A 23,470-nucleotide genomic window follows, 5' to 3' on the forward strand; every position below is an offset into this window, starting at 1 on the left:
GGCATGCATCCCCTTTTGAAGAAAACCTGCCCCCTTTTTTAAGGGGGGCTTTATTGAGGAACTTAGACAGGACACATCTTGGGGGGATCAGGGCGGGATTTTAGACAAAGCAGAGATACGCTACTCAATCTGCCGATCGCGCCTCAGCAGGCTAAACACCTCTCCCTGCTCGGGCGTAATCAAAATCCCCGATTGGGGGATAGTCACCAGTTGGCTCCAGGTGGCCTGGTCGGCGTAGCGCAGCACATGCAGCAGGTTGATGGTGTCGCGCACCCCCTCAGGCGAACCAATCACCAGATGGCGCAATCGCTCTGGCCGGGGGTTGGGGTTAGCAAGGTGCAGGGGATTGAGACCTCCGAGTTCTGGCAGAACTCGGAGGTCTTGACGGATAAAGCACAACATAATCGGGTTCCTTTCCGATGAGACGACGGGGAAGAAACCCAAAAATTTAGCCGCCCTAGACTTGTGCAGTTCGGGGCGGCCTGGGCAATAATAGCCCTAGCCTCCGAGACAGCTCGACCTGTCGAAGGGGTCAGCCGCTGGTTGGTGGTACCAACACCTTCCAGTGGCGTCTGACTAAATTTTTGGGAAGCACAGCTGCACGCACACAGCCATCCAGCAAAAATAACCTATCCTTTAGGCGATCGCAAGTTAAAAATGCTACAGGTTTGAGCGCATTTCATCTGGCGATGACATCACCTAACGAATGGGTAGCATCCGTGGATTGCGCATCGTCACCTTCGTTGAAAAATACAGGATATACGCCACCTGTAGGGGCGAATGGCATTCGCCCAATGCAAAGTCTACGCCTCACCCCTTCACCCAACCCCATTTGGTTACCCACAATGGGGTTGGGCAAACACCGTTTGCCCCTACAAGGCTCATGCCCCCTGCCTTTGCCGCAAGATTTCAAGATTTTGCTGAACTGTTTTAGTGTCAGGATGCTCGTCGCCCAACAGCCGTTTGCACATCGCCAGGGCATCTTGATAGAGGAGTTCGGCCTCGCTGTAGCGACCTTGTTTGTCGTAGAGCATTGCCAGATTATTGAGGCTAGTGGCGACAGCGGGATGCTCGTCGCCCAAGAGCCGTTTTCTCATCGCCAGGGCGTCTTGGAAGAGGGGTTCGGCCTCCCCATAGCGCCCTTGATTGTAGCAGAGCGCCGCCAGATTATTAAGGCTAAGGGCGATGGCAGGATGCTCGTCGCCCAAGAGCCGTTTTCTCATCGCCAGGGCGTTTTGGAAGAGGGGTTCGGCCTCCCCATAACGGCCTTGATTTTCATAGAACATCGCTAGATTATTGAGACTAAGGGCGATAGCGGGATGCTCGTCACCCAAGAGCCGTTTTTTCATCGCCAGGGCGTCCCGGAAGAGGGGTTCAGCCTTCCCATAGCACCTTTGATTGTAGTAAACCATCGCTAGATTATTGAGACTAAGGGCGATATCAGGATGCTCGTCGCCCAACAGCCGTTTTCTCATCGCCAGGGCGTCTTGGTAGAGGGGTTCGGCCTCCCTATAACGGCCTTGATTGTCGTAGAGCAATGCCAGGTTATTGAGGCTAGTGGCGACAGCGGGATGCTCGTCACCCAACAGCCGTTTCCTCATCGCCAGGGCGTCTTGGTAGAGGGGTTCGGCCTCCCCATAACGGCCTTGATTGTCGTACAGCATGGCCAGATTATTGAGGCTGGTGGCGACAGCGGGATGCTCGTCACCCAACAGCCGTTTTCTCATCGCCAGGGCATCTTGGTAGAGGGGTTCGGCCCCGCTGTAGCGGCCCCGTTCACTTAGATAAATCGCAATCTTATTAAACAGTCTTCCTGTTGATTCAGTTTCAATCGCAAAGCGCTGTTGCCAACTCACTAAAGCCAGGGCATGGGGTAGCAGGCGATCGCACACCAACCAATTCGCAAACTCAACCTCTGGAAACACCCTACTCATCGCCTCCAGCAGTTGCCGAACTATAGCTTCCTGCGCCGCCTCATCCAACCCATCGCGGATCACCTCCTGCACCAGCCGATGCACGCTAAAGGTTTGCTCCTCCCCATCGCGCACCACCAGCGAAAATCGCCCCGCTTCGCGCAGTAGCGCCATATACTCCAGCGGCTCGGCCAGGGCACTCTGCAACGGTTCCTCAAACGCCGCCGCATTGTCTTTAAACACCTCTTCGGGAATGCCATCCGGGGCCAAAAACGCACACAGGTTCAACAATACCGCCACCGCCGGTAGCCGCTGGCTCGCCACCTGCACCGCCAGCCCAAACGTAATCGTCACCGAAGGGTGGTCAAGGGCGTTGTCTCCCCGCTGGGCCAACAGCTGCGGCCCAGCCGTTTTGTAAAGCCGCAAATATTCCTTCAGGCTAGAGGGCGTTTCTAAAATGTAGGCCCCCGCCTGGTCTAGGGCCAGCGGCAGCCCATCCATCTGCGCACACAGCGCCAGCGCCAAAGTTTGATCGGCCTCTGTTGCCTCTTGCCAGGTGCCCTCTTTACCCACTCTGCCACTGCGCCGCAGCAAAAACAGCGCCCCCTCCTGCGGTGGCATCTTCAAGACCGCCACGCACACCGCCAGCGGGCGCGTCTCCGAGGCGCGAGTGGTCAGCAAAATGTGGCCCTGGTCGCACAGCGCCAGCCAATCTCGCACCAGCTCCAGGTGGTCGGCATTGTCTAGCACCAGCAGCCAGCCAGCATTTTTGCTCAACCAGCCCTTTACCAACTGCACCACCACCGCCTGGTCGGCCTCTTGGCTCAGCGCCAGCCCCAGGTCTTGGGCCAAGGCCGTCAGCCCTGAAACTAGCTCATCCTGCGTTTCGGCCCGCACCCACAGCACAGCGCTGTACTGCCCTCGATAGCGATGGGCATATTCCGCCGCCGTCTGCGTTTTGCCCACACCGCCCAGGCCGCTCAGCGCCGCAGGTTCCCCCGCTGCCATCGCCTGGTGAATCTGCCCTAGCACCTCCTCTCGCCCCGTGAAGAACGGATTCCGGCGCGGAGCTAAAAACAATGGGCCAGCATTCGACAAATTCGATGCGACTGGGTTCGGCTCTCCCAAAATCTCGCTCAGCAGTTCTTGCACCACCGCCAGCCCTGGGCCACCCGTACCCTCTGCCCACTGCAACAAAATAGACGTACGATTTCCCTGGGCGGCAATGTCAGGCGGAATAATCCCCGGTGGCGGACTTAGGCTAAAGGCTAACTCCCCAAACTGCGACCCCGGCAACCCATTCAGCGTGCGAATGAGGTTGAGCCGCTGAATAGCCGATAGCTTGGGCGGTTGAGATGCTTCACCAGAGGTCATAGGGTCGTCGTAGAGCCTGCCCCAAAGATAACCCAGTTGTTCGGTTCCGCTATCTTTCAAGGGTAGGCGGCAAGGAGAACGATGCGATCGCACCCCACACCTCAAATATTGCCAACCCCAGTCAACTCCAGCAAGCGCCAAGCAATCACACCCCGGTGATAAGCAATCACACCTGAGTGTCAACTAATCACATCCGATCGCCAAGCAATCACCTCCCGGTGCCAACTAATCACACCCCCGTAACAAGCAATCACATCCATGTGATTGCCAATCGCATGGGCTGCCCTACCTCACCCCCATCGCCGCTTCATGCAGCAGCGCCTATCCATATTGCTTCCATAAAGCTTTCTCAATTCCTCCGGGTTCTTCGCCGCACCGGGCACATTGCCTAAAGCGCAAGGCAAGCCTCCACACCCTTCCCGCATCCCCCTTCCACCACCCTACAAATGCCATTAAGGAGCATTACACCATGCCCAATACCGACACCAGCCGCCGCCTGCGGCCCGACTACATCGACCAGGATATCGAATCACTGCGCGGAGCCCGCACCATCGCTGGCTACACCTCGCCTCGCCCCGAAACCACCCTCGAAGGGCTCCAGAGCAGCTACGCCGAAATGATCGCCGCCCAAGACGAAGCCTCCGAAGCCCTCATTCGCGCCAAAGCCGCTGCCGATCGCGCCCGCCTCACCGAGTGGAAATTCCACAACAACATCCTGGCCATGAAAGAGCTGGTGCGCGGCGTCTACGGCTCCGATAGCAACGAAGCCCAGGCGATCGGCTACAAGAAAAAATCTGAGCGCAAACGCCCCCGGCGATCGGCAGCCTAAGCCCTAAATGAATCGTTAACAACATACCCCCGTAACCGTCCCCTTCGACTCCGCTCAGGGGACGGTTACGGGTTTACAAAGCTTCAACCTCGTCGATCAGTTCGATTCCGACGATAATGAAGCCGTGTTATCACCCCAGGCCAACCCGTGACCTCTGAACAAAACGACGCCCCAGCCCCAATCGAGCATCAAAACGTCCCCGTCGAGCACCGCAGCCTCCACGACTTTCTGTATAGCGCTGCCGACGAACATGCCGCCGAAACCGCCGCCGCCCCGCCCACGGCCTCCACCGGCAGTACCCCCATGCCCATTGCCGACTGGTGCGACCAAACCCAGGATGCCAAAGTAACCGGGGTCTATGCGGTGCTCGATCGCGATCGTCAGACTCAGTTTATTGGCATTTCCCGCAACGTTGCCCTATCGCTGCGCAGCCACCTCGCCGCCAAAGGCGACGCTGTTTGCGCCCTGGTCACGGTAGAGCCCTTCAACTTTCCCAACCGAGAGGCCATGAGCGCCCTGCGCGACGAGTGGATTGCAGCACTGCCCAGCCCCCCGCCCGGCAATACCGACGGCACCTGGGCCGGCACCATCGCCCAGGCCGCCACCCAGGCCATGTCTGCCGAAGAGCGCGAAGCCTACGAAGCCAAAAAGCTCAAGCTCCGCCGCGCCATGGCCGATGGCGCACTGGCTAAAGAGCAAGATGCGGCCCAAACAGCCCAGGCAGCCAATCCCCAAGATCTCCAAGCCGCCATGACCGACGACAACTGGAGCGCCCTGATCCGCGAGCAAACCCAGCAAACCCAGTGAGAGACTTCAAACCTCCGGGGTTTCTAAAAACCCCGGAGGTTTAGCGGCGTAGAACCAGTAGAGATCCCCCTAAATCTCCCTTTTTAAGGAAGACTTCTAACCCCCCTTTTTAAGGGGGGCAGGGGGGATCGACCAGTGATTAAAGCTACAGCGCCCCACTACCCGCTTAGTTGCGATCGCCAACCGGGTCGGCAATGTACTTAAAGTCAGGCTCAGAGTTCCAGGGACCGCGCTCGTCTTTGCCGTCGCCGTTGGTTGAGAGATTGTAGTAAAGTTCTACCGTCTCATCGGGCTGAATGTTGCCGAACATCGGGTCGGTGAGTTTGCCCATAGCGTCAAGGGCATTCATAAACATTTTGGTGTGGGAAATTTCCCGAGTCAGCAGGTGGGTCAGCGTTTTTTTGGTGCCCTCGTCGGTGGCCAGTTTAATTAGCGACTCGTAGGTTTGGCGAGCACCGGCCTCAGCCGCAATGTTAGCGCGCAGATCACGGACCACATCGCCACCTTCGTTCAGGTAGCTAGCCGTCCAGTTGTTGCCCTGGCTATCGAGAAAGTGAGGCCCCATGCCGCGCACGGCAAACAGCGTGCTGTTGTAGGCGTCGGTTTGATCGGTATTTTTGGTATGAATTTCGATCAGCTTGCCAACCATTTCTAGATGGCCAAACTCTTCCACAGCAATGTCTTGCAGCATATCTTTAATGCCCGCATCTTCAACGTGGAAGGACTGCACCCAGTATTGCAGGGCAGCAGAAAGCTCGCCGGTGGCCCCACCAAACTGCTCAAGCAGCAGCTGAGCAAATACAGGATTCGCCTCATTAACTTGAACGGTATGGACGGGATCTTTTTTGTGAAAGAACATAGTTACCCTTGTGTTTTCATTAGCTTGTCTCAGCTAACTGTTATCTGTCATGGTCACTGTTTGTCAGCCAGCCATTCTCTGTATATGGGTAGACAATATAGGTAGAGATGGTTGTCTTCTATAGCTATGCTTAGACCTTGCAAGTAGGTTTGATCATCTATAAACCGCATTTCGATTCCGCTCAATGCTCGATGCGCTGCTGGGCAGAGGGTTGAGCCTGGTTGACTGACAAAACGTTTGAAACTCTTATCCTGCTGTAGGTTGGGTTAGCGTCAGCGAAACCCAACAAAACCGTTTAAGCAGCGTTTTTGTAGAATAGCGCTGCATTTGCCCTGCCCACCGCCGCCTGCTTCTGCCCTGCGGTAGATTTAGCCAGCGAATTAGACGTTATAAACTTCGGAAGGTTTTTGTCGCGCTAATGTCCTTCGGGCTTTCCTCTGCCTCCGCGTTACAAGTCTTCTTTTTCAACAGCCAGAGGTAGGTCACTTGATCTATGATCTTCGGCAGCGGGCTAAATACCCACGACAGCGGTTGGCTATGGCTTTGGGTGTAGGCCCAGGCTCTTTAGGGCGCTTAGAACCGTCTGCCAACCAGGGGAACTAAGGGTTTTGTATGGCCACCTGCGATCGCACCGTTTTAGTTCTTCACGATGATGCTTTGGGCAGCGCTGGCCTCTATCAGCGTCTGCTTGAGCAAGAGACTGCGTCAGCGTATCGCGTGCTTACCGAGGGCTATGGCGGCCCCGTTCTAGACCTGTGCCGCACCTACTCCGTAGCTGGCATTATTTTGGTGTGCCATGCTGCTGACCCGCGCGGCCTTGAGCTGCTGACTCAGCTCAGGGCTGAGCTGGGCAACGCCTGCCCGCCAATTGTTGCCATCGGCGATAACGATGCCAGCTTGGCCAGACGGGCGTTTAAGGCGGGTGCAGCCGACTATCTCATTCGAGACCAGCTAGCGGCTGACACCCTTTACCAAGCGCTTAGTGATGCTCTGCCAGCATCAAGAATAGATGCCTCAGACCCGATCGCCGCTCTTTCTTTTGGCGATCGCTACCGCGACCTGGTTGAGTCGCTAGACGAAGGCTTTTGCCTCTGCCAAATGCTGCTCAACCCGGAGGGTGCCCCCGTTGACTATCGGTTTTTGGAGGTTAACGCCGTCTTTGAGTCGCTGACCGGCCTGCAGCAGCCCGTTGGCAAAACCGCCCGCGAGCTGGTGCCCGATTTAGAAGAAACCTGGTTTGAAACCTATGGCCGGGTCGCGATCGATCGACAGCCCATTCGCTTCGAGCAGCAGTCGGTGCCCATGCATCGCTGGTTCGACCTGTACGCCTTTCCGATGGGCAAGCCCGAGCATCACCTGTTTGGCATCCTGTTTAGAAACATCACCATCCGCAAAATTGTAGAGCAGGAGCGAGAAAAGTTTTTTACCGTCGGCTCCGACCTGCAGGCCATCTCCGATAGCGACGGGTACTTTCGCTGGGTTAGCCCCTCCTTTGAGCGCGTGCTGGGCTGGACCGCCGCCGAAATCACCGCTCGACCCTGGACTGAGTTTCTCCATCCAGACGATATCAACCGCTCAGTGTTGGAAGAAGAAAACTTGTTCACGGGCCAGGAGACCCTCGCCTTTGAGAACCGCTACCGCCACAGAGACGGCTCTTACCGCTGGCTGCTCTGGCGAGTGCAGCCCGACTGTACTCAGCGGCTGCTCTACGGGGCCGCCGTAGACATTACCGAAAGCAAACGCCGCGCCGCCAACACGGCCTTTCTGGCTGAAATTTTAACCGAGTTCTCCGGGCTTTCGTCCGCTGAGGCGATCATGCAGACCGTCGGCGCAAAAATTGGGGCCTATCTCAACCTGTCAGCCTGTGCCTTTGCCGAGATCGATGCGGCTGAGGCCGAAGCGGTGATTAACCAGGCCTGGCATGCGGAAGGGACGCTCGACCCGGTGGGTACCTATCACATTGCCGAGTTTCTTACCGAGGGCTTTCGCCTGGCGGCCCACAGTCAGCAGACCGTTGTGGTTCGAGATACCCAGGCCGATCCGCGCATCTATGGCGAACCCTATGCGGCGGTCAACGTTGGCGCACTGGTCAGCGTACCGTTCCACAAAGAGGGCCAGTGGCGGTTTATGCTCAACGTCTACGACTCGGTGCCCCACGACTGGCGCGAGGACGAAGTTGAACTCATTCGCGAGCTGGCCCACCAGATTTTCCCGCGTCTAGAGCGCGCTCGGGCCGAGGCGGCGCTGAGAGAAAGCGAGGCTCGCTTTAAAGGCTTTGCCGAAAACAGCAGCGACGTGATTTGGATTACGGACGCCCACAAGTATCAGCTGGTCTACGTCAGCCCTTCGTTTGAGCAGGTGTGGGGCCGCTCTGCGACCGAGCTGTACGCAAACCTGAGCGGCTTTGTCGAGTATATTCACCCCGACGATCGCGATCGCATTGAGTGGGGCTGGCAACATTGTACCCAGGCGGCCTACACCCAGGAGTACCGTGTCCTGCGGCCCGACGGCACCACCGTCTGGATTCGCGATCGCGGCTTTCCCATCTATGACGATCAGGGCGAGCTGCTATGGGTGGGCGGCATTGCCGAAGACATTAGCGAAAGGGCACGGCTTGAGGCCGAACGCAGACGCGGCGAAGCCATCCGCAGGCAGGCCGAAGCCGACCTGCAAACCAGCGCAGAGCGACTGAGTTTAGCGCTAGAAGCGGCCAAACTGGGCGACTGGATCTGGGATGCCGCCACCGATATGGTGACGCTGTCAGAGCAGGCCGCCGTCGTATTTGGCATTCCGCCCGGCCCCCACATGACCTGGACCCAGCTGCAGGGCCTCATTCACGCCGACGATCGCGATCGGGCCCGCTTGCAGGTCGAGCAGGCGATCACAGGCCACAGCGACTACGACATCGAATACCAGGTGATCCACGCCGATGGCCAGACTCGCTGGATTGCCGCCAAAGGGCGCGCCCAGTACGACGCGTTGGGGCAGGTGTTAGGCATGATCGGGGTGGTGCAAGACATTACCTGCCGCAAACATACCGAGCAAGAGCGCGAACAGCTGCTAACCAGCGAGCGCACCGCCCGCACCCAGGCCGAAGCCGCCAACCGCATCAAAGACGAGTTTTTGGCCGTCGTTTCCCACGAGCTCAGGTCGCCCCTCAACCCCATTCTGGGCTGGTCACAGCTGCTGCGCCAGGGACATCTCAACGAGCAAAAGACGCAGTATGCCTTAGAAATCATCGAGCGCAATGCCCAGATACAGGCGCAGCTAATCAACGATCTGCTCGATGTGTCTCGAATTCTGCGCGGCAAGCTGAGCCTGAATAAGAAGGCCGTCAACCTGGCGGCGGTGGTTCGAGCCGCCCTAGAAACAGTGCAGCTAGCGGCAGAGGCCAAATCTATCGATTTGCGACTGACGATTTTAGATGTTGAATCGCAAGAAAGCGACAATCCAAAATCTAAACTTCAAAATCCAAACCTGCAGGTGTGGGGCGATATCGATCGGCTGCAGCAAGTGGCCTGGAATTTGCTCTCCAACGCGGTCAAGTTTACCCCGGAAGGCAAGCGAATTGAGGTGCGGCTGGAGAGAGTAGGTGGGGTAGGTGAGGTAGGTGGAATCGTACCCACATCACCTACCCCACTCACATCACCCACGCCACCCACATCACCCACGCACCCACGTACCTACGCCCAACTCACCGTCAGCGACACGGGCAAGGGCATTCACCCCGACTTTCTGCCCCACGTTTTCGATCGCTTTCGGCAAGAAAACGCCACCACCACGCGCCAGTTTGGCGGCCTGGGGCTGGGGCTCGCCCTGGTGCGCTACCTGGTCGAGCTGCACGGCGGCCGAGTGCAGGCCGACAGCCCCGGCGAAGGCCTGGGCGCAACCTTTACCGTTCAGATTCCGCTCATGGCTCAAACCTCTGCAACCGATCGAGAGGCCGACTCCTCTAAGCCCTCCACCGACCTGACCGACGTGCAAATTTTGGTGGTCGATGACGACAACAGCACGCTCGAATTCATTGCCTTTTTGCTGGAGCTAAACGGGGCCAGGGTTATCGCCGCCGCCAGCGTCGATCAGGCGCTCTCGGAGCTAGGTCAGTTTGTTCCCGACATTTTGCTCAGCGACATTGGCATGCCCGATCGCGACGGCTACATGCTCATGCGACAGGTGCGACAGCTGCCCCCGGAGCAGGGCGGCCAGGTGCCCGCGATCGCCCTCACCGCTTACGCCGGAGAAATCGACTACCAGCAGGCGATGGCGGCGGGCTTTCAAAAGCACATTGCCAAACCCGTCGAGCCCGACCACCTGATCAAAGCGATCGCAGACCTGCTCAATCTCAGTGCTTCGTAGGGTGCCTTCGCGGCCCGCACCCCTAAAGGCTTCACAGCTTTGACGTTGGTCCGCAACACACCGCTTAGGGACGCGCTGATTCTGGGGTAGCAGGCAGCGAAAACTCCTGTATGGGCACCACCCGCAGGGTGAGATCAATGGGCTGATCGAGGCGATCTTCCAAAAACGCCTGGGACTGCCGCACATCCCCAGCGGTAATGGTGTTGGGCGGAGCCGCAAAATCGAGGACGATCTGAAGCGAACCCTGGTTTTGCCGCAGAGCCACATCCTGTAGCTCGGCCCGCTGAGACAGGGGCAGCTCGTTGCGAATAATTTGGCCGACCCGCTGACGCGAGTTAGACTGCACCAGCAGCTTGTTGAGCGAAAGCCCCAGCGGAACGCCCAGCACCAGCAGCAGCAGCGTCGATAGCACAATTCCCTCCTGGGCGCGCTTGAGGGTGCCGTAGCGCTGCCACAAAAAGACCAAAATGCCGCTGAAGATAATGCCGGTCAGGTTGGTGATAAACAGCAGGGTGGCCCCCAAAAAAACATTTGGCTCCAGCCGGGCCACCCCAATACCAATCACGCTCAAGGGCGGCACCAGGGCCACCGCGATCGCTACCCCCGGAAAGGCATCGGCCACGTGCTTGCGCGACTTGGCAAAGGCCCCCGCCGCCCCCGCCGCGATCGCCACCATCAGGTCAATTAGGTTGGGCTCCGTGCGCAGCAAAATTTCCTCATTCAAAACCTGAAGCCCAATCAGGCTGGCAATCAGCGTCGAGCTAAACACCGTCGCCAGCGTGCCCCAGAGCAGCGTTAGACCCGCCCGCTTCATCAGGCGGCGGTTTGAAATAGCGATCGCGTAGGCAATGCCAATAATCGGCCCCATCAGCGGCGCAATAATCATCGCCCCGATCACCGTGGCGGTGCTGCCCGCCAGCAGCCCCAGCGATGAGATCACCCCCGACAGCATCAGCATGACAAAAAAGCTGAGCGACGGCACCGACTCTCGCCACAGCAGGCGATTCACCCCCGCCACCGGCATGGGCTTGCTAGCTAGCCACTGCCAGTCGCCGCTGTTGCTCAGCCACAGCTTGCGCCGCTGGCGGCGCAGGCGAGCCAAAAATTTTAGGTATCGGTATCGCTGAGTCATGGCTTAACCAAACGGTGCAGGCGCAGCCCCATTCTCCAGCAACAGCGACTCCTTTCACCCAAATTGACACCCTATTCAACCTGCACAAAATCAGTCTACAAAGAATCACGGCTAGACTCATTTAGACTTGACATAGACTCAAACCTAGATTGCCAAGCCCTACCCACCTACCTCCTTTCTCCCCACGGGAGACGCTAGCGCGTTGGCGAAGCCCGTCCCCAGGACCAACAACTCCGCTCAGGGACCATCGCCCCCTCCCTTTCTCCCTACGGGAGACGCTAACGCGAACGACTCCGCTCAGGGACCATCCACGCACCCACGCACCCACTCCAAACCTACAGCCCCGATAGCCGCACCTTGTAAGGAATCTCCTCGACTGGTACGTCTTCACTATCCCAGTCGTCGTAGCGCAGCTGCAGGCGCTTTTCCCCGGCATAGCCTACTAGCTTGCCGCTGTAGCGTTTGGCCTCGGTGCCCAGGCTTTGAATGCGCACCATGCCGTTAAACACCGTGGCGCGGGCCAGGTAAATCACCAGGTCGTCCCGCGAGGGGCGGTTCACCGTGGTGCTAGCGGTCAGGTGGCCCAGGCCGCGCTCGTCCATTTCCTGAGCCAGGGCCATGGCCGTATTGCGAATGCCGCGAATCGCCACGATCGCAGCGGCCACCGCCATGGTGATATCGACCCCCTCATCGGTCAAAATGCGCTGGCTCGACAAAAATTGAAAGTTGCGCTCGCCCAGGTCGCTGCGAATGCGGCGGTGAATCAGATTCTCGGGCTGAAAGTGGCTCAGCGCCCCCACAATCGCGCCACAGGCGGCCCGAGGTTCGCGCCAGGGTGACTCGCGGGTTTTGCCGTAGATCTGCTTGCCGTCTTCCTGAATGCGGCCCACGTGGGTTTTGAGGTCGATCGCCACCAGCGAAATCGACTGCGGGTTGCCTTCGTAGACGCGGCGCTTGAGCTTTTCGTCTAGCTCGTGGGCCACGGTGACATGGGCCAGAGTCGCGCCGTTGTCGGTGCCGCCCCCGGCGGGGAAAAACGCCTCCAGCTTCAGTTCGCCAATTTCGGATAGAGTGGCAAACCGGGAGGCCACCACATCGCGGTAGCGCTTGGTCGCCTCGCCCTGGTGAATGCGATCGCCGCAGTTGGTGTAGGCCAGGGTAGTCACCGCGCTGGGCAGGCTCATGTCGGCCCCGCAGGCTCCAATATCGGTGGGGCTGGCCCCGGCAAACTGCAGCTCGTCGCGCAGCAGCTGCAGACCTTTAATCAGGGCGTAGCGATCGCTGACCAGCTCGTTGAGATAGTTGTGGTACGCATTGCGCTCCATGCCAAAACTGGCCGAGAGCTGCCAAAATCGCGCAATTCGCTCCTCGCTGGGGGCGGCGTCAAAGGGCAAAGCCATCGATATTAACCCTTCCGGTTGAATAGCCGCCTTAAATCATGCCACGACCAGCTTAAACTCAACCGTTCAACTGTCAAAGTGCCTATCGTCAACAGGCCTGAAATTCTTGCAGTAGCAGCGCCAGCCGAATCTGTACCGCCTCGTCAAAGCGGCGGGGGTCGAGGCCCGTCAGCGAGGCAATTTTTTCCAGACGGTAGGTCAGCGTATTGCGATGAATGCAGAGCTGTTTGGCCGTAGACGAAAGCGCGCAATCGGCCCCAAAAAAGACCTTTAGCGTGCTAACTAGGTCCGGCTCATTGTCGAGGGGGCTAAGCAAATGCAGCGCCAGGTCAACCTTCGTGCGCTCATCGGCCACACAGGCAAAGGCGGCCATACCCAGATCATCCAGGCAGTAGACCCGATTTTGACCGTTAAACTGTCGCCCCAGACGCAGCGCCACCCGCGCATCCTGGTACGAGCGCGACACCCCCAAAATGCCGGGGTGGTAGCGGCCAATGCCAATACACACCGCCGTGCCCGTGGCTTCGCGCAGCTGTTCTAGCAGGGCATTAGCCGCTCGCTTGAGGGCCTCCAGGTTAGTCCAGGAGGAGCCGATCGCATCGGCGGCAGTGCCGCTGTGGTTGGCCCAGGGGTGCAGGTTTTTGGTGTCACTGGCCTTGAGTACGGCAAACTGCCCCCCGCCCAAATCGGCGCAAATGGTATCGTCGGGCAAATTAAAAAAGGTCACCGTACTGGCAATGATGGCCTGAGAGCGGCGCTGCTGTTCATAGCTGGGGGCTTCTGCGCTATAGCTAGCCGTCAAAATCGCCTCCGTAGCATCGATCAAAATCACCGCCCGAGGCGGTGAAAAATCGATGCCCAGCAGAGCCGCCTGCTGTAGCGCCAGGGTTTCGTCTTTAATGTGGCCCTGCAAAAGATTTGAAATGACCTGGTTCTTAAAAATCTGCTGACTGGAAGGGGTGGAGTAGGTAATCTGACGAATCATGAGGTCGATGTAGGCCTGTGTCAGCTTCGGCGATAATTTTTCTCCATCGACCCACTGTTCAATACAAACCATTCCCACCCGGTCGTAAACATGAAACGGGAATTTTAGGTACTGGCCATTGCCGCTGCCGTTTTGCCCATTTTTTGCCAGTTCTTTTGCTGAAGAAAAATCTTGATCAACCGTTTGACTGGCTATTATAGTCTCGTCTGCATCGCTGACCATAACAGCGGTTTGTAGCAACGAAGACATCTGTTTAGCCACTACTTCAGCGATCTGATCAAAGGATTGGGACACGGTAAAGCAGGTTATAGATAAAGACTGGACTAGATTAATCTTGCCAAATGTTAAGCAATTTTAGCAATCGAATGCTGCTTCAAGGAACTAGCTTCGTAGCTGCGATTGTTCCTGGCACCTATCGAAAGAAATAGTTTGCTGCAGCCAAAAGAAGTATTCAAAAAAGAGAATTTCCAAATCTTAAAAAGATCTAAAAACTCGATTGTACAAAACGCACAAACGGCATCAATAAAACAGCAGAATGTCTTGTCAAATGTCCAATGAAGTTAATTAGAAATCTGCTTAGTATGACTTCTGTAGTTGTTAATTAGGGCCTTCGGCTATGGCTTATCGCCTCCCGATACCCGCGATCGCGCGAATTTTAGTGGTGCGCTCTCTGCCAGGGCTGGGAGATTTGCTGTGCGCGGTGCCAGCCCTGCGATCGCTGCGGCAGGCCTATCCCCAGGCCAAAATTACCTGGCTGGGGCTGCCGGGCACCGAGTGGTTTGGCCAGCGGTTTGCTCATTTAATCGATGAGTGGCTGCCCTTTCCCGGCTTTCCGGGCATTCCTGAGGGCTGGCAGGGGCCACAGGCCACCATTGAGTGTTGTCAGTATTTGCAGAGCCAGGCCTACGACCTCACCCTGCAAATGCACGGCAATGGCCTCTACATCAATCCATTTCTCACCCTGCTCGGCGGCCAACACCAGGCCGGGTTTTACCTGCCAGGGCAGTACTGCCCCGATCTGCGCTACTTTTTGCCCTATCCCCAGCAGGGGTCAGAGGTCGATCACCTGCTCGATCTGATGCTGTTTTTGGGCCTGCCCGAAACCAGTCGCGCCCTTGAATTTCCGCTCACCGAGGTGGAGTATCAGGCGGGCCTGCGGCTGCTAGAGGCACATTCCCTGGTGCCCGGCCAGTACGTCTGCCTGCATCCGGGGGCCAGCATTGAGTCGCGCCGCTGGTCGAAGGCCGGATTTATCGAAGTCGCCCGGCAGCTGGCCAGCCTGGGGCACCGCATTGTGCTCACCGGCACCGCCGCCGAACGCAGCCTCACCGATCAGGTTTCGGCGGCGATCAATCAGCCCGGCACGCCTCTGCCCGTCAACCTGGCGGGCCGGACCTGCCTGGGGGCACTGTCGGTTTTGCTGCGCCACGCCGCCCTGCTGATCTGCAACGACACCGGCATCTCTCACCTGGGGGCCGCGCTCAAAACTCCCAGCGTGGTCGTGTTTAGCGACTCAGACATGCAGCGCTGGGCACCCCAAAACCAAACCCGCCACCGCCGCGTCGACAGTCGCCAAGCCGGCTCGGCCACCTCGACCAGGGTCCTAGTTCAAGCCCACAACCTGCTCAGCTCTCCCCACGGCCCCGAGCCGCGGCCTGAGTCGCGGCCTGAGTCGCTGATGGAGGCCTGCTATGGCCGTTAAAACCAGCGCCGATCTGCAACGAATTCTCGTCTTCACCCAGTTTCCCAATTCAGCCCAGGCTGATTTACAGCACCTCTGCTCCCAGGCCGACCTGACTGTGGTAGACCCCGCCCAGGCCGCCTGGCTGCTGCTCTCTGACACCAGCGCTCCGGTCGACTGGCGGCGGGCGATCGCCTGGCTGCGCCAGCAGCAGTTCGACGCCGCCGTGATTTTGACCGCCCCCGGTCAGTCGCCCTACACCCTCGGCTACCTGTGCTACCTGGCGGGCATTCCCATTCGCATTGGCCGGTCCTGCGAGTTTGGCGGCCAGGTGCTCAGCCACTGCTCGCCCCCGCCGGACGACGGCGATTGCGGGCACCTGCTCGATCTGCTGAGGGAGTGGGGGAGTGGATGAGTGGATGGGTGGATGTGAAATCCATTGCCACATATTCCATTTACTTAGCTCTAACCCCTTTCCTTCGACTCCGCTCAGGAACCGACCCGCCTACCCATCCACCCGCCTACCCCTCTACCCCTTACCCTCCCATGCAACGTCTCCGCATCCTCACATGGCACGTTCACGGCAGCTACCTCTACTACCTGACCCAGTGCCCCCACGACTTTTATCTGCCGATTAAACCGGGCCGCCCCGAGGGCTACGGCGGGCGACTGCCGGGGTTTGACTGGGGCCACAACGTTCACGACATTGCGGCAGAAGATGTGCGCGAACAGGAGTTTGACTGCATTTTGTATCAGTCGCGCCGCAACTACGAGCGCGATCGGCACGAGATTCTCAGCCCCGCCCAGCGGCAGCTGCCGCAGCTGTTTCTGGAGCACGACCCGCCCCGCGAGCACCCCACCGACACCCGTCACAGCGTCGACGATCCCCAGCTGCTAATGGTGCATGTTACCGCCTTTAACCGACTGATGTGGGACTGTGGCCGCACCCCAACGCGAGTGATTGAGCACGGGGTGACGGTGCCCGAAAGCGTGCAGTACACAGGCGAAATTCCCAAGGGCATTGTGGTGGTCAATGGGCTGCGATCGCGCGGTCGCCGCTTGGGAGCCGACCTGTTTGAGCAGGTGCGGCAGCACATTCCCCTCGATCTGGTCGGCATGGACTCCGAGAGTCTGGGCGGCCTGGGCAATGTGCCCCACCAGGAGCTACCCGCCCTGATGGCCCGCTACCGCTTTTTCTTTCACCCCGTGCGCTACACCAGCCTGGGGCTAGCCGTCTGCGAAGCCCTGTACCTGGGCCTGCCCATCGTCGGCCTCGCCACCACCGAACTGCCCACCGTGGTCGAAAACGACGTGTCTGGCTTCATCCACACCGACCTGGCGGCGCTCGTTAAGCAGATGCAGCAGCTAATTGACCACCCCGACCTGGCCCGTCACCTCAGCCAGGGTGCCCAGGCCGTCGGCCAGACCCGGTTTAACCTCTACCGCTTTGTGCAGGACTGGAACGCCGCCTTCGCCGATGCCATTCAGCTCAGGCAGGGCCAAAATCACCGCCCGCCCGCGCTAGCGACTTCACCCCCCCGAGGCCGAGGTCGTTAGCAATCTAAGCCTCATTCCCCCATCCCCCTCTCCTTCGACTCCGCTTCCTTTTTCCTTACAGGAGACGCTAGTGCGTTGGCGAAGCCTATCCACAGGACAAACGACTCCGCTCAGGAAACGACCGACCCACTTACTCACCCACCCATCCACCCCTCACCCCCTCATCCTCAGCCATGACCAAACGAATCGCCATCATTAGCGAACACGCCTCGCCCCTGGGCAGCTTTGGCGGTACCGACAGCGGTGGCCAAAATGTCTACGTGGGCCAAACGGCTAAGCAGCTTGCCGCCCTGGGCTACAGCGTTGACGTATTTACCCGGCGCGATGCCCCCGACCTGCCGGAGGCGGTGCTGTGGCACAACGGCGTGCGCATTATCCATGTGCCCGCTGGACCCGCTGCCCCTGTGCCCAAGGAACAGCTGTTGCCCCACATGAAAGCGTTCACTCGCTTTATGGTGGCCTTTATCCGGCGCGAACAGATCCGGCGCGAGCAGCAGGATGGCGGCTACCACCTGGTTCACGCCAATTTTTGGATGTCGGCCCAGGTGGCAAGCCAGATCAAGCAGTACACTGGCATTCCCTTTGTGGTCACGTTTCACGCCCTGGGCAAGGTGCGGCGGCGGCACCAGGGCGAGGCCGACGGCTTCCCGGACGATCGCTTTGCGATTGAGGAGCAGGTGGTGCAGCAGGCTGACGGCCTTATCGCCGAATGCCCGCAGGATCGCGACGACCTGATTCAGCTCTACGGGGCCGATGCCCGCAAGATTCACATCGTGCCCTGCGGGGTCGACTTGAGTGAGTTTTGGCCGATTCCAAAACGGCAGGCTAGGGCTACCCTGGGGCTGCCCGCCGCCGAGCGGGTGGTGCTGCAACTGGGCCGCATGGTGCCGCGCAAGGGGGTGGATACGGTGCTGGAGGCGATCGCGCTGCTGAACCGGCAGCGGCTGTCGACCCGGCTGGTGGTAGTCGGCGGCGAATCAGCGGTGCCCGACCCACAGGTGACGCCCGAGATTGGGCGCTTGCAGGCGATCGCTGCCGATCTGGGCATTGGCGATCGGGTCTCTTTTGTGGGCCAGCGGGGGCGCGAGGTGCTGAAGTATTTCTACAGCGCCGCCGATGTGTTTGTGACCACCCCCTGGTACGAGCCCTTCGGCATTACCCCGCTGGAGGCAATGGCCTGCGGCACCCCCGTAATTGGCTCGAATGTGGGCGGCATCAAGTTCACGGTGCGCGACGGCGAAACGGGCTATTTGGTTGCGCCTAAGAATGCGCGGGAGGTGTGCGATCGCATTGCCTTCCTGTACCAGAACCCCTCTGTGCTCAACCTGTTTGGGCGGCAGGCCCAGCGCCACGTGGCGCGGCGGTTTACCTGGGCCAAGGTGGCTAGCGCCCTGGCGGGCATCTACGAGTCGGTGCTCAGCACCGGCCTCAGCGCCACCGCCGAAACCACCATCAACGACCTGGCCCAGATCGAGGCCCGGTTCGATGCCTCCATTTTGGCGATGCGGCAGGCCCGTCGCCTGGTCAGCGCCGACATTTTGGCGGTGTCGCGGCAGATTAGCGATTGCTTTAACCGGGGCGGTAAGGTGCTGGTCTGCGGCAACGGGGGCAGCGCCGCCGAATCGCAGCACTTTGCCGCCGAACTGGTGGGTCGGTTTTGCTCCCACCACCGCACCGGGCTGCCGGTGATGGCCCTGACCGCCGATGTCGCCCTGCTCACCGCCTGGGCCAACGATGTCGGCTACAGCGATATTTTCGCTCGCCAGGTCTACACCTTTGCCCAGCCCGACGACCTGCTGCTGGTGATCAGCACCAGCGGCAGATCGCCCAACCTGGTGCAGGCGGTGGCGGCGGCTAAAGCCTGCAACGTGCGCACCGTTGGCCTGCTGGGCGGCAGCGGCGGCGACCTGCTGCCCCTGGTCGATCAGGCCATCTGCGTGCCCAGCCCCGACCCCCAACGCATTCAGGAAGTGCAGCTGCTGGCCCTGCACCTGATCTGCGAGTGGGTGGAGGCCGACCTGGAGCGCTCCGACCCGCCCGCCCTGCCGCGATCGCAGGAGGAAGCCACCCCGCTGCACCCCAGGAAGGTCGCCAGCAGCGCCGCCTCGCTGCCCGCCAGCCAAAGTTCTTAATGCAAAGTTCAAAGTTCAAAAGTCAAACCCTGCTTTTTGAACTTTGCCTTTTGAATTTTGAATTTACCCAATCAATTCACCACAAAGGAAACCCCATGCAAACCCTTTCTAAACCCTCCACCCAAATCCCCGCCCTCGCCAACAAAGTGGCCATCGTCACCGGCGGCGCGCGCGGCCTGGGTGCCGCCACCTGTCGCTGCCTGGCCGAAGCCGGGCTAAAAGTTGTCGTTGCCGACCTGCGCCACGAACTCGCCAGCGAACTGGCCCAGGAGATTGAATCCGCCACCGGCCAGAGCGGTCAGGCGATCGCCCTCGACCTCGATGTCACCAGCCCCGCCAGCGCCATGGCCCTGCTGGATCAGGTGCGCGATCGCTACGGTCGCATTGACGTGCTGATCAACAACGCCGGCATCGACATCACCGAATCGATCGAAGACCTCACCACCGACCAGTGGCAGCAGGTGATCGGCGTCAACCTCAGCGGCCCCTTCTTTATGTCAAAGGCCGTCTTCCCTGAAATGCGCCAAAACGGCGGCGGCCACATCATCAACATTGTCTCCACCGCCGCCAAACGCGCCTGGGCCAACGCCTCCGCCTACCACGCCAGCAAGTGGGGCCTGCTCGGCTTCTCCCAGGCCCTCCATGTGGAAGGCCGCCCCCACAACATCAAAGTCACCTCTTTAATTGCGGGCGGCATGCGCACCCCCTTTCTGCTCGATCGCTTCCCCGACATCGACCAAACCACCCTGCAAGACCCCGCCAACGTCGCCGAAACCATCCGCTACCTGCTGACCCAGCCCCAGGGCACGGTGATCTCAGAAATGATGGTGCTGCCGATGAAGGAAACTTCCTGGCCATAGGACGTTTTGAGCTTGCTAGTTCTTTCAGCATGGTGGGCAATGCCCGCCCTATAACTGCACACAGGCTAGTTCGCAAAACAGAGGTTTAAACCGATGTTCAGCCAATCCTTTCCGTCGGGTCCAGGGCGGCGGAACGTCCCTGGTCGACGGGGGGCTGGGGCCATTTCGCTGGCCCCAGCGACAACCTCGGCTTTCTCACCACAATCTTCGTCCAGCGCACCATGAAACCTCTTCTTAGCCCCCATCATCTTTAGCTACCAACTCAGATCTCCCTCATATCCCATCCCATGCTCCCTGCCATTTTCCTCGACAAAGACGGCACCCTAATCGAAGACGTCCCCTACAACGTCGATCCCGCTCACATGCGCCTCGGCAGCGGGGTGGCGACGGGGGTGCGGCGGCTGCACGAGGCCGGGTTTGCTCTAGTGGTGGTGACGAATCAGTCGGGGGTGGCGCGGGAGTACTTTGCCGAAAGCGCGATCGCGCCTGTAGAGCAGCGCCTCCGCCAGCTGCTGGGCGTGCCCCTGGCTGGGTTTTACTACTGCCCCCACCACCACGAGGGCACGGTGGCGCGTTACACCTTTCGCTGTCGCTGCCGCAAGCCTGAGCCGGGGATGCTGCGGCGGGCAGCGACAGATCTCAACCTGAACCTAGATCGCTCCTGGCTGGTGGGCGACATTCTCAACGACATCGAGGCGGGGCGGCGGGCCGGGTGTCGCACCGTTTTGCTCGACAACGGCAACGAAACCGAGTGGGTACTGACGCCGGGACGGCGGCCCCACCAGACCGTAGCCACCTTTGACCAGGCCGCCGACGTTATTTTGCAGCAACATTCCTTGGCAACCCCATGCACAACCTAGATGCCCAAACCAAACGGTTACTGGATTTGACCGCTGGCTTTCCCCACCTGCGGGTGCTGGTGATTGGCGACGCCATGCTCGACAGCTACCTACAGGGGTCGAGTACGCGCCTGTGCCGCGAGGCCCCGGTGCCCATTGTCGATGTGGGCGACACCAGCCACGTGCCGGGCGGTGCGGCCAACACCGCTGCCAATGTGGCCACCCTGGGGGCCGAGGCCTACCTGCTGACGGTGATTGGCGAAGACGGGGCTGGGCAGCAGCTCGAAGCGGCGCTGGCGGCGGGCGGGGTGAACCTGGCGGGGGTGGTGCGATCGCGCGATCGCGCCACCCTGGTCAAACAGCGCCTGTTGGCCGAAAACCAGCTGCTGCTGCGCTTCGACCAGGGCAGCACCGCCGACCTCTCGACCGCCGACGAAGACCAGCTGATCGAGCACCTGGAGCGCTACTTTCCCCTCTGTGATGCGGTGATTATTTCAGACTATGCCTACGGCGTGATGACCTCTCGCGTTACGCTGACGCTCCAGCGGCTCCAGTCGCTGCACCCCCGCATTCTGGTGGCCGACTCTAAGCGCCTGGAGATCTACAAGCGGCTGGATGTGACAGCGGTAAAGCCCAACTACGACGAAGCCATTGCCCTGCTGGGGCTGCCGCGCCTGTCGGGGGCAGCCAGGGTGGAGCAAATGACTCGCCACGGCCAGCGGGTGCTGAGCGAAACCGGAGCCTGGATGGCCGCCATCACCCTCGATCGCGACGGCGTTTTGATTTTTCTAGAAGACGGTGAGGGCACCGTGGGCGAACCCACCCGCACCCTGGCCACCCCCGCCCCCAACACCCATGCCACCGGGGCAGGCGACACCTACGTCGCTACCCTGGCCCTGGCCCTGGCCGCCGAGGCCGACCCCCACGGTGCGGCCTCGCTGGCGGCCACGGCAACGGGGGTCGTAGTCACAGAACCCGGCACCACCCGCTGCCACCCCCTGGCCCTGCGGCAAGCGCTGAGGTCGGGCAACAAGCGGATTATGGATCAGACGGAGCTGGTGTCGATCGTGGCGCAGCAGCGGCATCGGGGTCAGCGAATTGTGTTTACCAACGGCTGCTTCGACATCTTGCACTCGGGCCACATTACCTGCCTGGAGCAGGCCAAAGCCCTGGGCGACGTGCTAATTGTCGGGGTCAATACCGACGACAGCATTCGCCAGCTCAAGGGGCCAACCCGCCCGGTGAATGCCCTGGCCGATCGCCTTACGGTGCTGGCCGCCCTGGGCTGCGTCGACTACGTGGTGCCTTTCGCCGACCTGGCCCCCCGCGAGCTGATTCGCCTGATTTGCCCCGATGTCTACGCCAAGGGCGGCGACTACACCCGCCAGTCGCTGCCCGAAACGCCGCTGATCGAGGAGCTGGGCGGCGAGGTGGTGATTGTGCCCTACGTGGGCGATCGCTCCACCACCGGCCTGATTGAGCAAATTCGTACCGCCGGAGGCTCGTAATGGATTGGAGCACCGCCCAGCGCATTCTCTGCGTGCGCCTCGACAGCCTGGGGGATGTGCTGATGACCACCCCGGCGATGGTGGCGATCAAGGCCAGTCGCCCCGGTTGCCACCTCACCCTGATGACCTCGGCGGCGGGGGCGGCGATCGCCCCCCAATTGCCCATGGTCGACGACGTCTGGGTCTACGATGCCCCCTGGCTCAAGGCCACCGCGCCCCGCCAGAACAGCCAGCCCGAGCACCAAATGCTGGAGGAGCTGCGATCGCGGCGCTTTGATGCTGTCGTTATCTTCACCGTCTACAGCCAGAACCCGCTACCCACCGCCCTGATGGCCTACCTGGCCGACATTCCTCTGCGGCTGGCCCACTGCCGCGAAAACCCCTACCAGCTGCTCACCGACCACATCCCCGAACCCGAACCTGAACTCAGCCGCCACGAGGTGCAGCGCCAGCTCGATCTGGTGGCCAGCGTCGGCTACCACACCTCCGATCAGCGCTTGCGGCTAACCGTGCCAGCTTCTGCTCAACAGAGGATTGTGACGCTGTTGGCCGAACTGGGTCTAGTACCGCAGCCGACGAAAACCCCGACGTCCGTTAAAGACCCCGTAGGGGCACAGCATACTGTGCCCCTACCGATTGGGGGCGGGAGTTCAGACCAGCCTTGGATCGTAATTCATCCTGGGGCCTCGGCCCCCTCCCGCCGCTACCCACCCGAGCTATTTGCCCAGGCGGCGCGATCGCTGGTTGAATCCGGCCTCACCGTGCTCTTTACCGGCACCCCGCCCGAGCGCGACCTGGTCGAGGGCATTCGCGACCAGATGGATGCGCCCTCCTATTCCCTGGTGGGGCTACTCGATCTGGCTGACCTGTCGGCCCTGCTGGCCGCCGCCCCGCTGCTGCTCTCCAACAACACCGGCCCGGTGCATATTGCCGCCGCCGTCGGCACCCCCGTGGTCGATCTCTACGCCCTCACCAACCTGCAACACACCCCCTGGCAGGTGCCCCACCAGGTGTTGTTTCACGATGTGCCCTGCCGCCTCTGCTACAAAAGCGTTTGCCCCGAAGGGCACCACGCCTGCCTGCGCCAGGTTGAGCCCCAGGCGGTGGTAGCGGCGGTACGAGAACTGCTGTTTATGGAGCAGTTTAAGCTGGATGCCCCTTGGGCAAGCCATGTGCCGCTGCAAACCACGCATTAAAATTCGCCACCGGAGGCACGCCACCAGGATTTGGTCTTATCC

The 23,470-nt window shown here is 60.1% G+C and carries 17 protein-coding genes; 11 read left to right on the forward strand and 6 right to left on the reverse strand.

The window, feature by feature from the left end:
* Window positions 1-120: 120 nt before the first annotated feature.
* Window positions 121-402 (reverse strand): hypothetical protein, encoded by a 282-nt coding sequence (locus ACQ4N7_RS20485; RefSeq protein ID WP_430713346.1) that lies wholly within the window; start codon window positions 400-402, stop codon window positions 121-123.
* A 479-nt stretch (window positions 403-881) separates the two neighbouring features.
* A complete protein-coding gene (locus tag ACQ4N7_RS20490) occupies window positions 882-3,287 on the reverse strand; it encodes a tetratricopeptide repeat protein (RefSeq protein WP_430713347.1) in 2,406 nt (801 codons plus the stop codon).
* A gap of 469 nt (window positions 3,288-3,756) precedes the next feature.
* On the opposite strand from ACQ4N7_RS20490, the gene ACQ4N7_RS20495 reads away from it, so the two are divergent.
* Entirely contained in the window at window positions 3,757-4,116 is a 360-nt protein-coding gene (locus tag ACQ4N7_RS20495; protein ID WP_430713348.1) for a hypothetical protein, read from the forward strand.
* A gap of 147 nt (window positions 4,117-4,263) precedes the next feature.
* Entirely contained in the window at window positions 4,264-4,923 is a 660-nt protein-coding gene (locus ACQ4N7_RS20500; RefSeq protein WP_430713349.1) for a GIY-YIG nuclease family protein, read from the forward strand.
* Between the two features lie 166 nt (window positions 4,924-5,089).
* Here ACQ4N7_RS20500 and ACQ4N7_RS20505 read toward each other — a convergent pair whose 3' ends face one another.
* Window positions 5,090-5,782, reverse strand: a complete 693-nt coding sequence (locus tag ACQ4N7_RS20505; RefSeq protein WP_430713350.1) for a manganese catalase family protein — start codon at window positions 5,780-5,782, stop codon at window positions 5,090-5,092.
* Between the two features lie 612 nt (window positions 5,783-6,394).
* On the opposite strand from ACQ4N7_RS20505, the gene ACQ4N7_RS20510 reads away from it, so the two are divergent.
* On the forward strand, window positions 6,395-10,138 hold the full coding sequence (locus ACQ4N7_RS20510; protein ID WP_430713351.1) for a PAS domain-containing protein: 3,744 nt from the start codon (window positions 6,395-6,397) through the stop codon (window positions 10,136-10,138).
* 64 nt (window positions 10,139-10,202) lie between these two features.
* Here the strand turns inward: ACQ4N7_RS20510 and ACQ4N7_RS20515 are convergent, their stop codons facing one another.
* The 3 genes from ACQ4N7_RS20515 to ACQ4N7_RS20525 all read right to left on the reverse strand — a co-directional run bounded on the left by ACQ4N7_RS20515 (window position 10,203) and on the right by ACQ4N7_RS20525 (window position 13,727).
* Complete coding sequence (locus ACQ4N7_RS20515) at window positions 10,203-11,270, reverse strand: DUF389 domain-containing protein (protein ID WP_430713352.1); 1,068 nt, start codon at window positions 11,268-11,270, stop codon at window positions 10,203-10,205.
* A 335-nt stretch (window positions 11,271-11,605) separates the two neighbouring features.
* Window positions 11,606-12,670 carry a hypothetical protein gene (locus ACQ4N7_RS20520; protein ID WP_430713353.1) on the reverse strand — a complete coding sequence of 355 codons (1,065 nt, stop codon included), beginning with the start codon at window positions 12,668-12,670 and terminating at the stop codon, window positions 11,606-11,608.
* Between the two features lie 88 nt (window positions 12,671-12,758).
* Window positions 12,759-13,727, reverse strand: a complete 969-nt coding sequence (locus ACQ4N7_RS20525) for a PucR family transcriptional regulator (protein WP_430713354.1) — start codon at window positions 13,725-13,727, stop codon at window positions 12,759-12,761.
* 544 nt (window positions 13,728-14,271) lie between these two features.
* On the opposite strand from ACQ4N7_RS20525, the gene ACQ4N7_RS20530 reads away from it, so the two are divergent.
* The 8 genes from ACQ4N7_RS20530 (at window position 14,272) to ACQ4N7_RS20565 (ending at window position 23,428) form a co-directional block, all read left to right on the forward strand.
* Entirely contained in the window at window positions 14,272-15,357 is a 1,086-nt protein-coding gene (locus ACQ4N7_RS20530) for a glycosyltransferase family 9 protein (RefSeq protein WP_430713355.1), read from the forward strand.
* The gene (locus tag ACQ4N7_RS20535; RefSeq protein ID WP_430713356.1) at window positions 15,347-15,751 is read left to right on the forward strand and encodes a hypothetical protein; all 405 of its coding nucleotides are present in this window, start codon (window positions 15,347-15,349) and stop codon (window positions 15,749-15,751) included. The genes ACQ4N7_RS20530 and ACQ4N7_RS20535 overlap by 11 nt, the downstream gene beginning before the upstream one ends.
* A 131-nt stretch (window positions 15,752-15,882) precedes the next feature.
* Entirely contained in the window at window positions 15,883-16,893 is a 1,011-nt protein-coding gene (locus ACQ4N7_RS20540; protein ID WP_430713357.1) for a glycosyltransferase, read from the forward strand.
* A 173-nt stretch (window positions 16,894-17,066) separates the two neighbouring features.
* On the forward strand, window positions 17,067-19,025 hold the full coding sequence (locus tag ACQ4N7_RS20545) for a glycosyltransferase (RefSeq protein ID WP_430713358.1): 1,959 nt from the start codon (window positions 17,067-17,069) through the stop codon (window positions 19,023-19,025).
* A gap of 95 nt (window positions 19,026-19,120) precedes the next feature.
* Window positions 19,121-19,885 carry an SDR family oxidoreductase gene (locus ACQ4N7_RS20550; protein ID WP_430713359.1) on the forward strand — a complete coding sequence of 255 codons (765 nt, stop codon included), beginning with the start codon at window positions 19,121-19,123 and terminating at the stop codon, window positions 19,883-19,885.
* A gap of 287 nt (window positions 19,886-20,172) precedes the next feature.
* Window positions 20,173-20,745 (forward strand): D-glycero-alpha-D-manno-heptose-1,7-bisphosphate 7-phosphatase, encoded by a 573-nt coding sequence (locus ACQ4N7_RS20555; RefSeq protein ID WP_430713360.1) that lies wholly within the window; start codon window positions 20,173-20,175, stop codon window positions 20,743-20,745.
* Entirely contained in the window at window positions 20,733-22,232 is a 1,500-nt protein-coding gene (gene rfaE2, locus ACQ4N7_RS20560; RefSeq protein ID WP_430713361.1) for a D-glycero-beta-D-manno-heptose 1-phosphate adenylyltransferase, read from the forward strand. The genes ACQ4N7_RS20555 and rfaE2 overlap by 13 nt, the downstream gene beginning before the upstream one ends.
* Window positions 22,232-23,428, forward strand: a complete 1,197-nt coding sequence (locus ACQ4N7_RS20565; RefSeq protein ID WP_430713362.1) for a glycosyltransferase family 9 protein — start codon at window positions 22,232-22,234, stop codon at window positions 23,426-23,428. Before rfaE2 ends, ACQ4N7_RS20565 begins: the two co-directional genes overlap by 1 nt.
* Window positions 23,429-23,470: the final 42 nt, after the last annotated feature.

Source organism: Nodosilinea sp. AN01ver1 (assembly GCF_050565655.1).
Lineage (GTDB): Bacteria > Cyanobacteriota > Cyanobacteriia > Phormidesmidales > Phormidesmidaceae > Nodosilinea.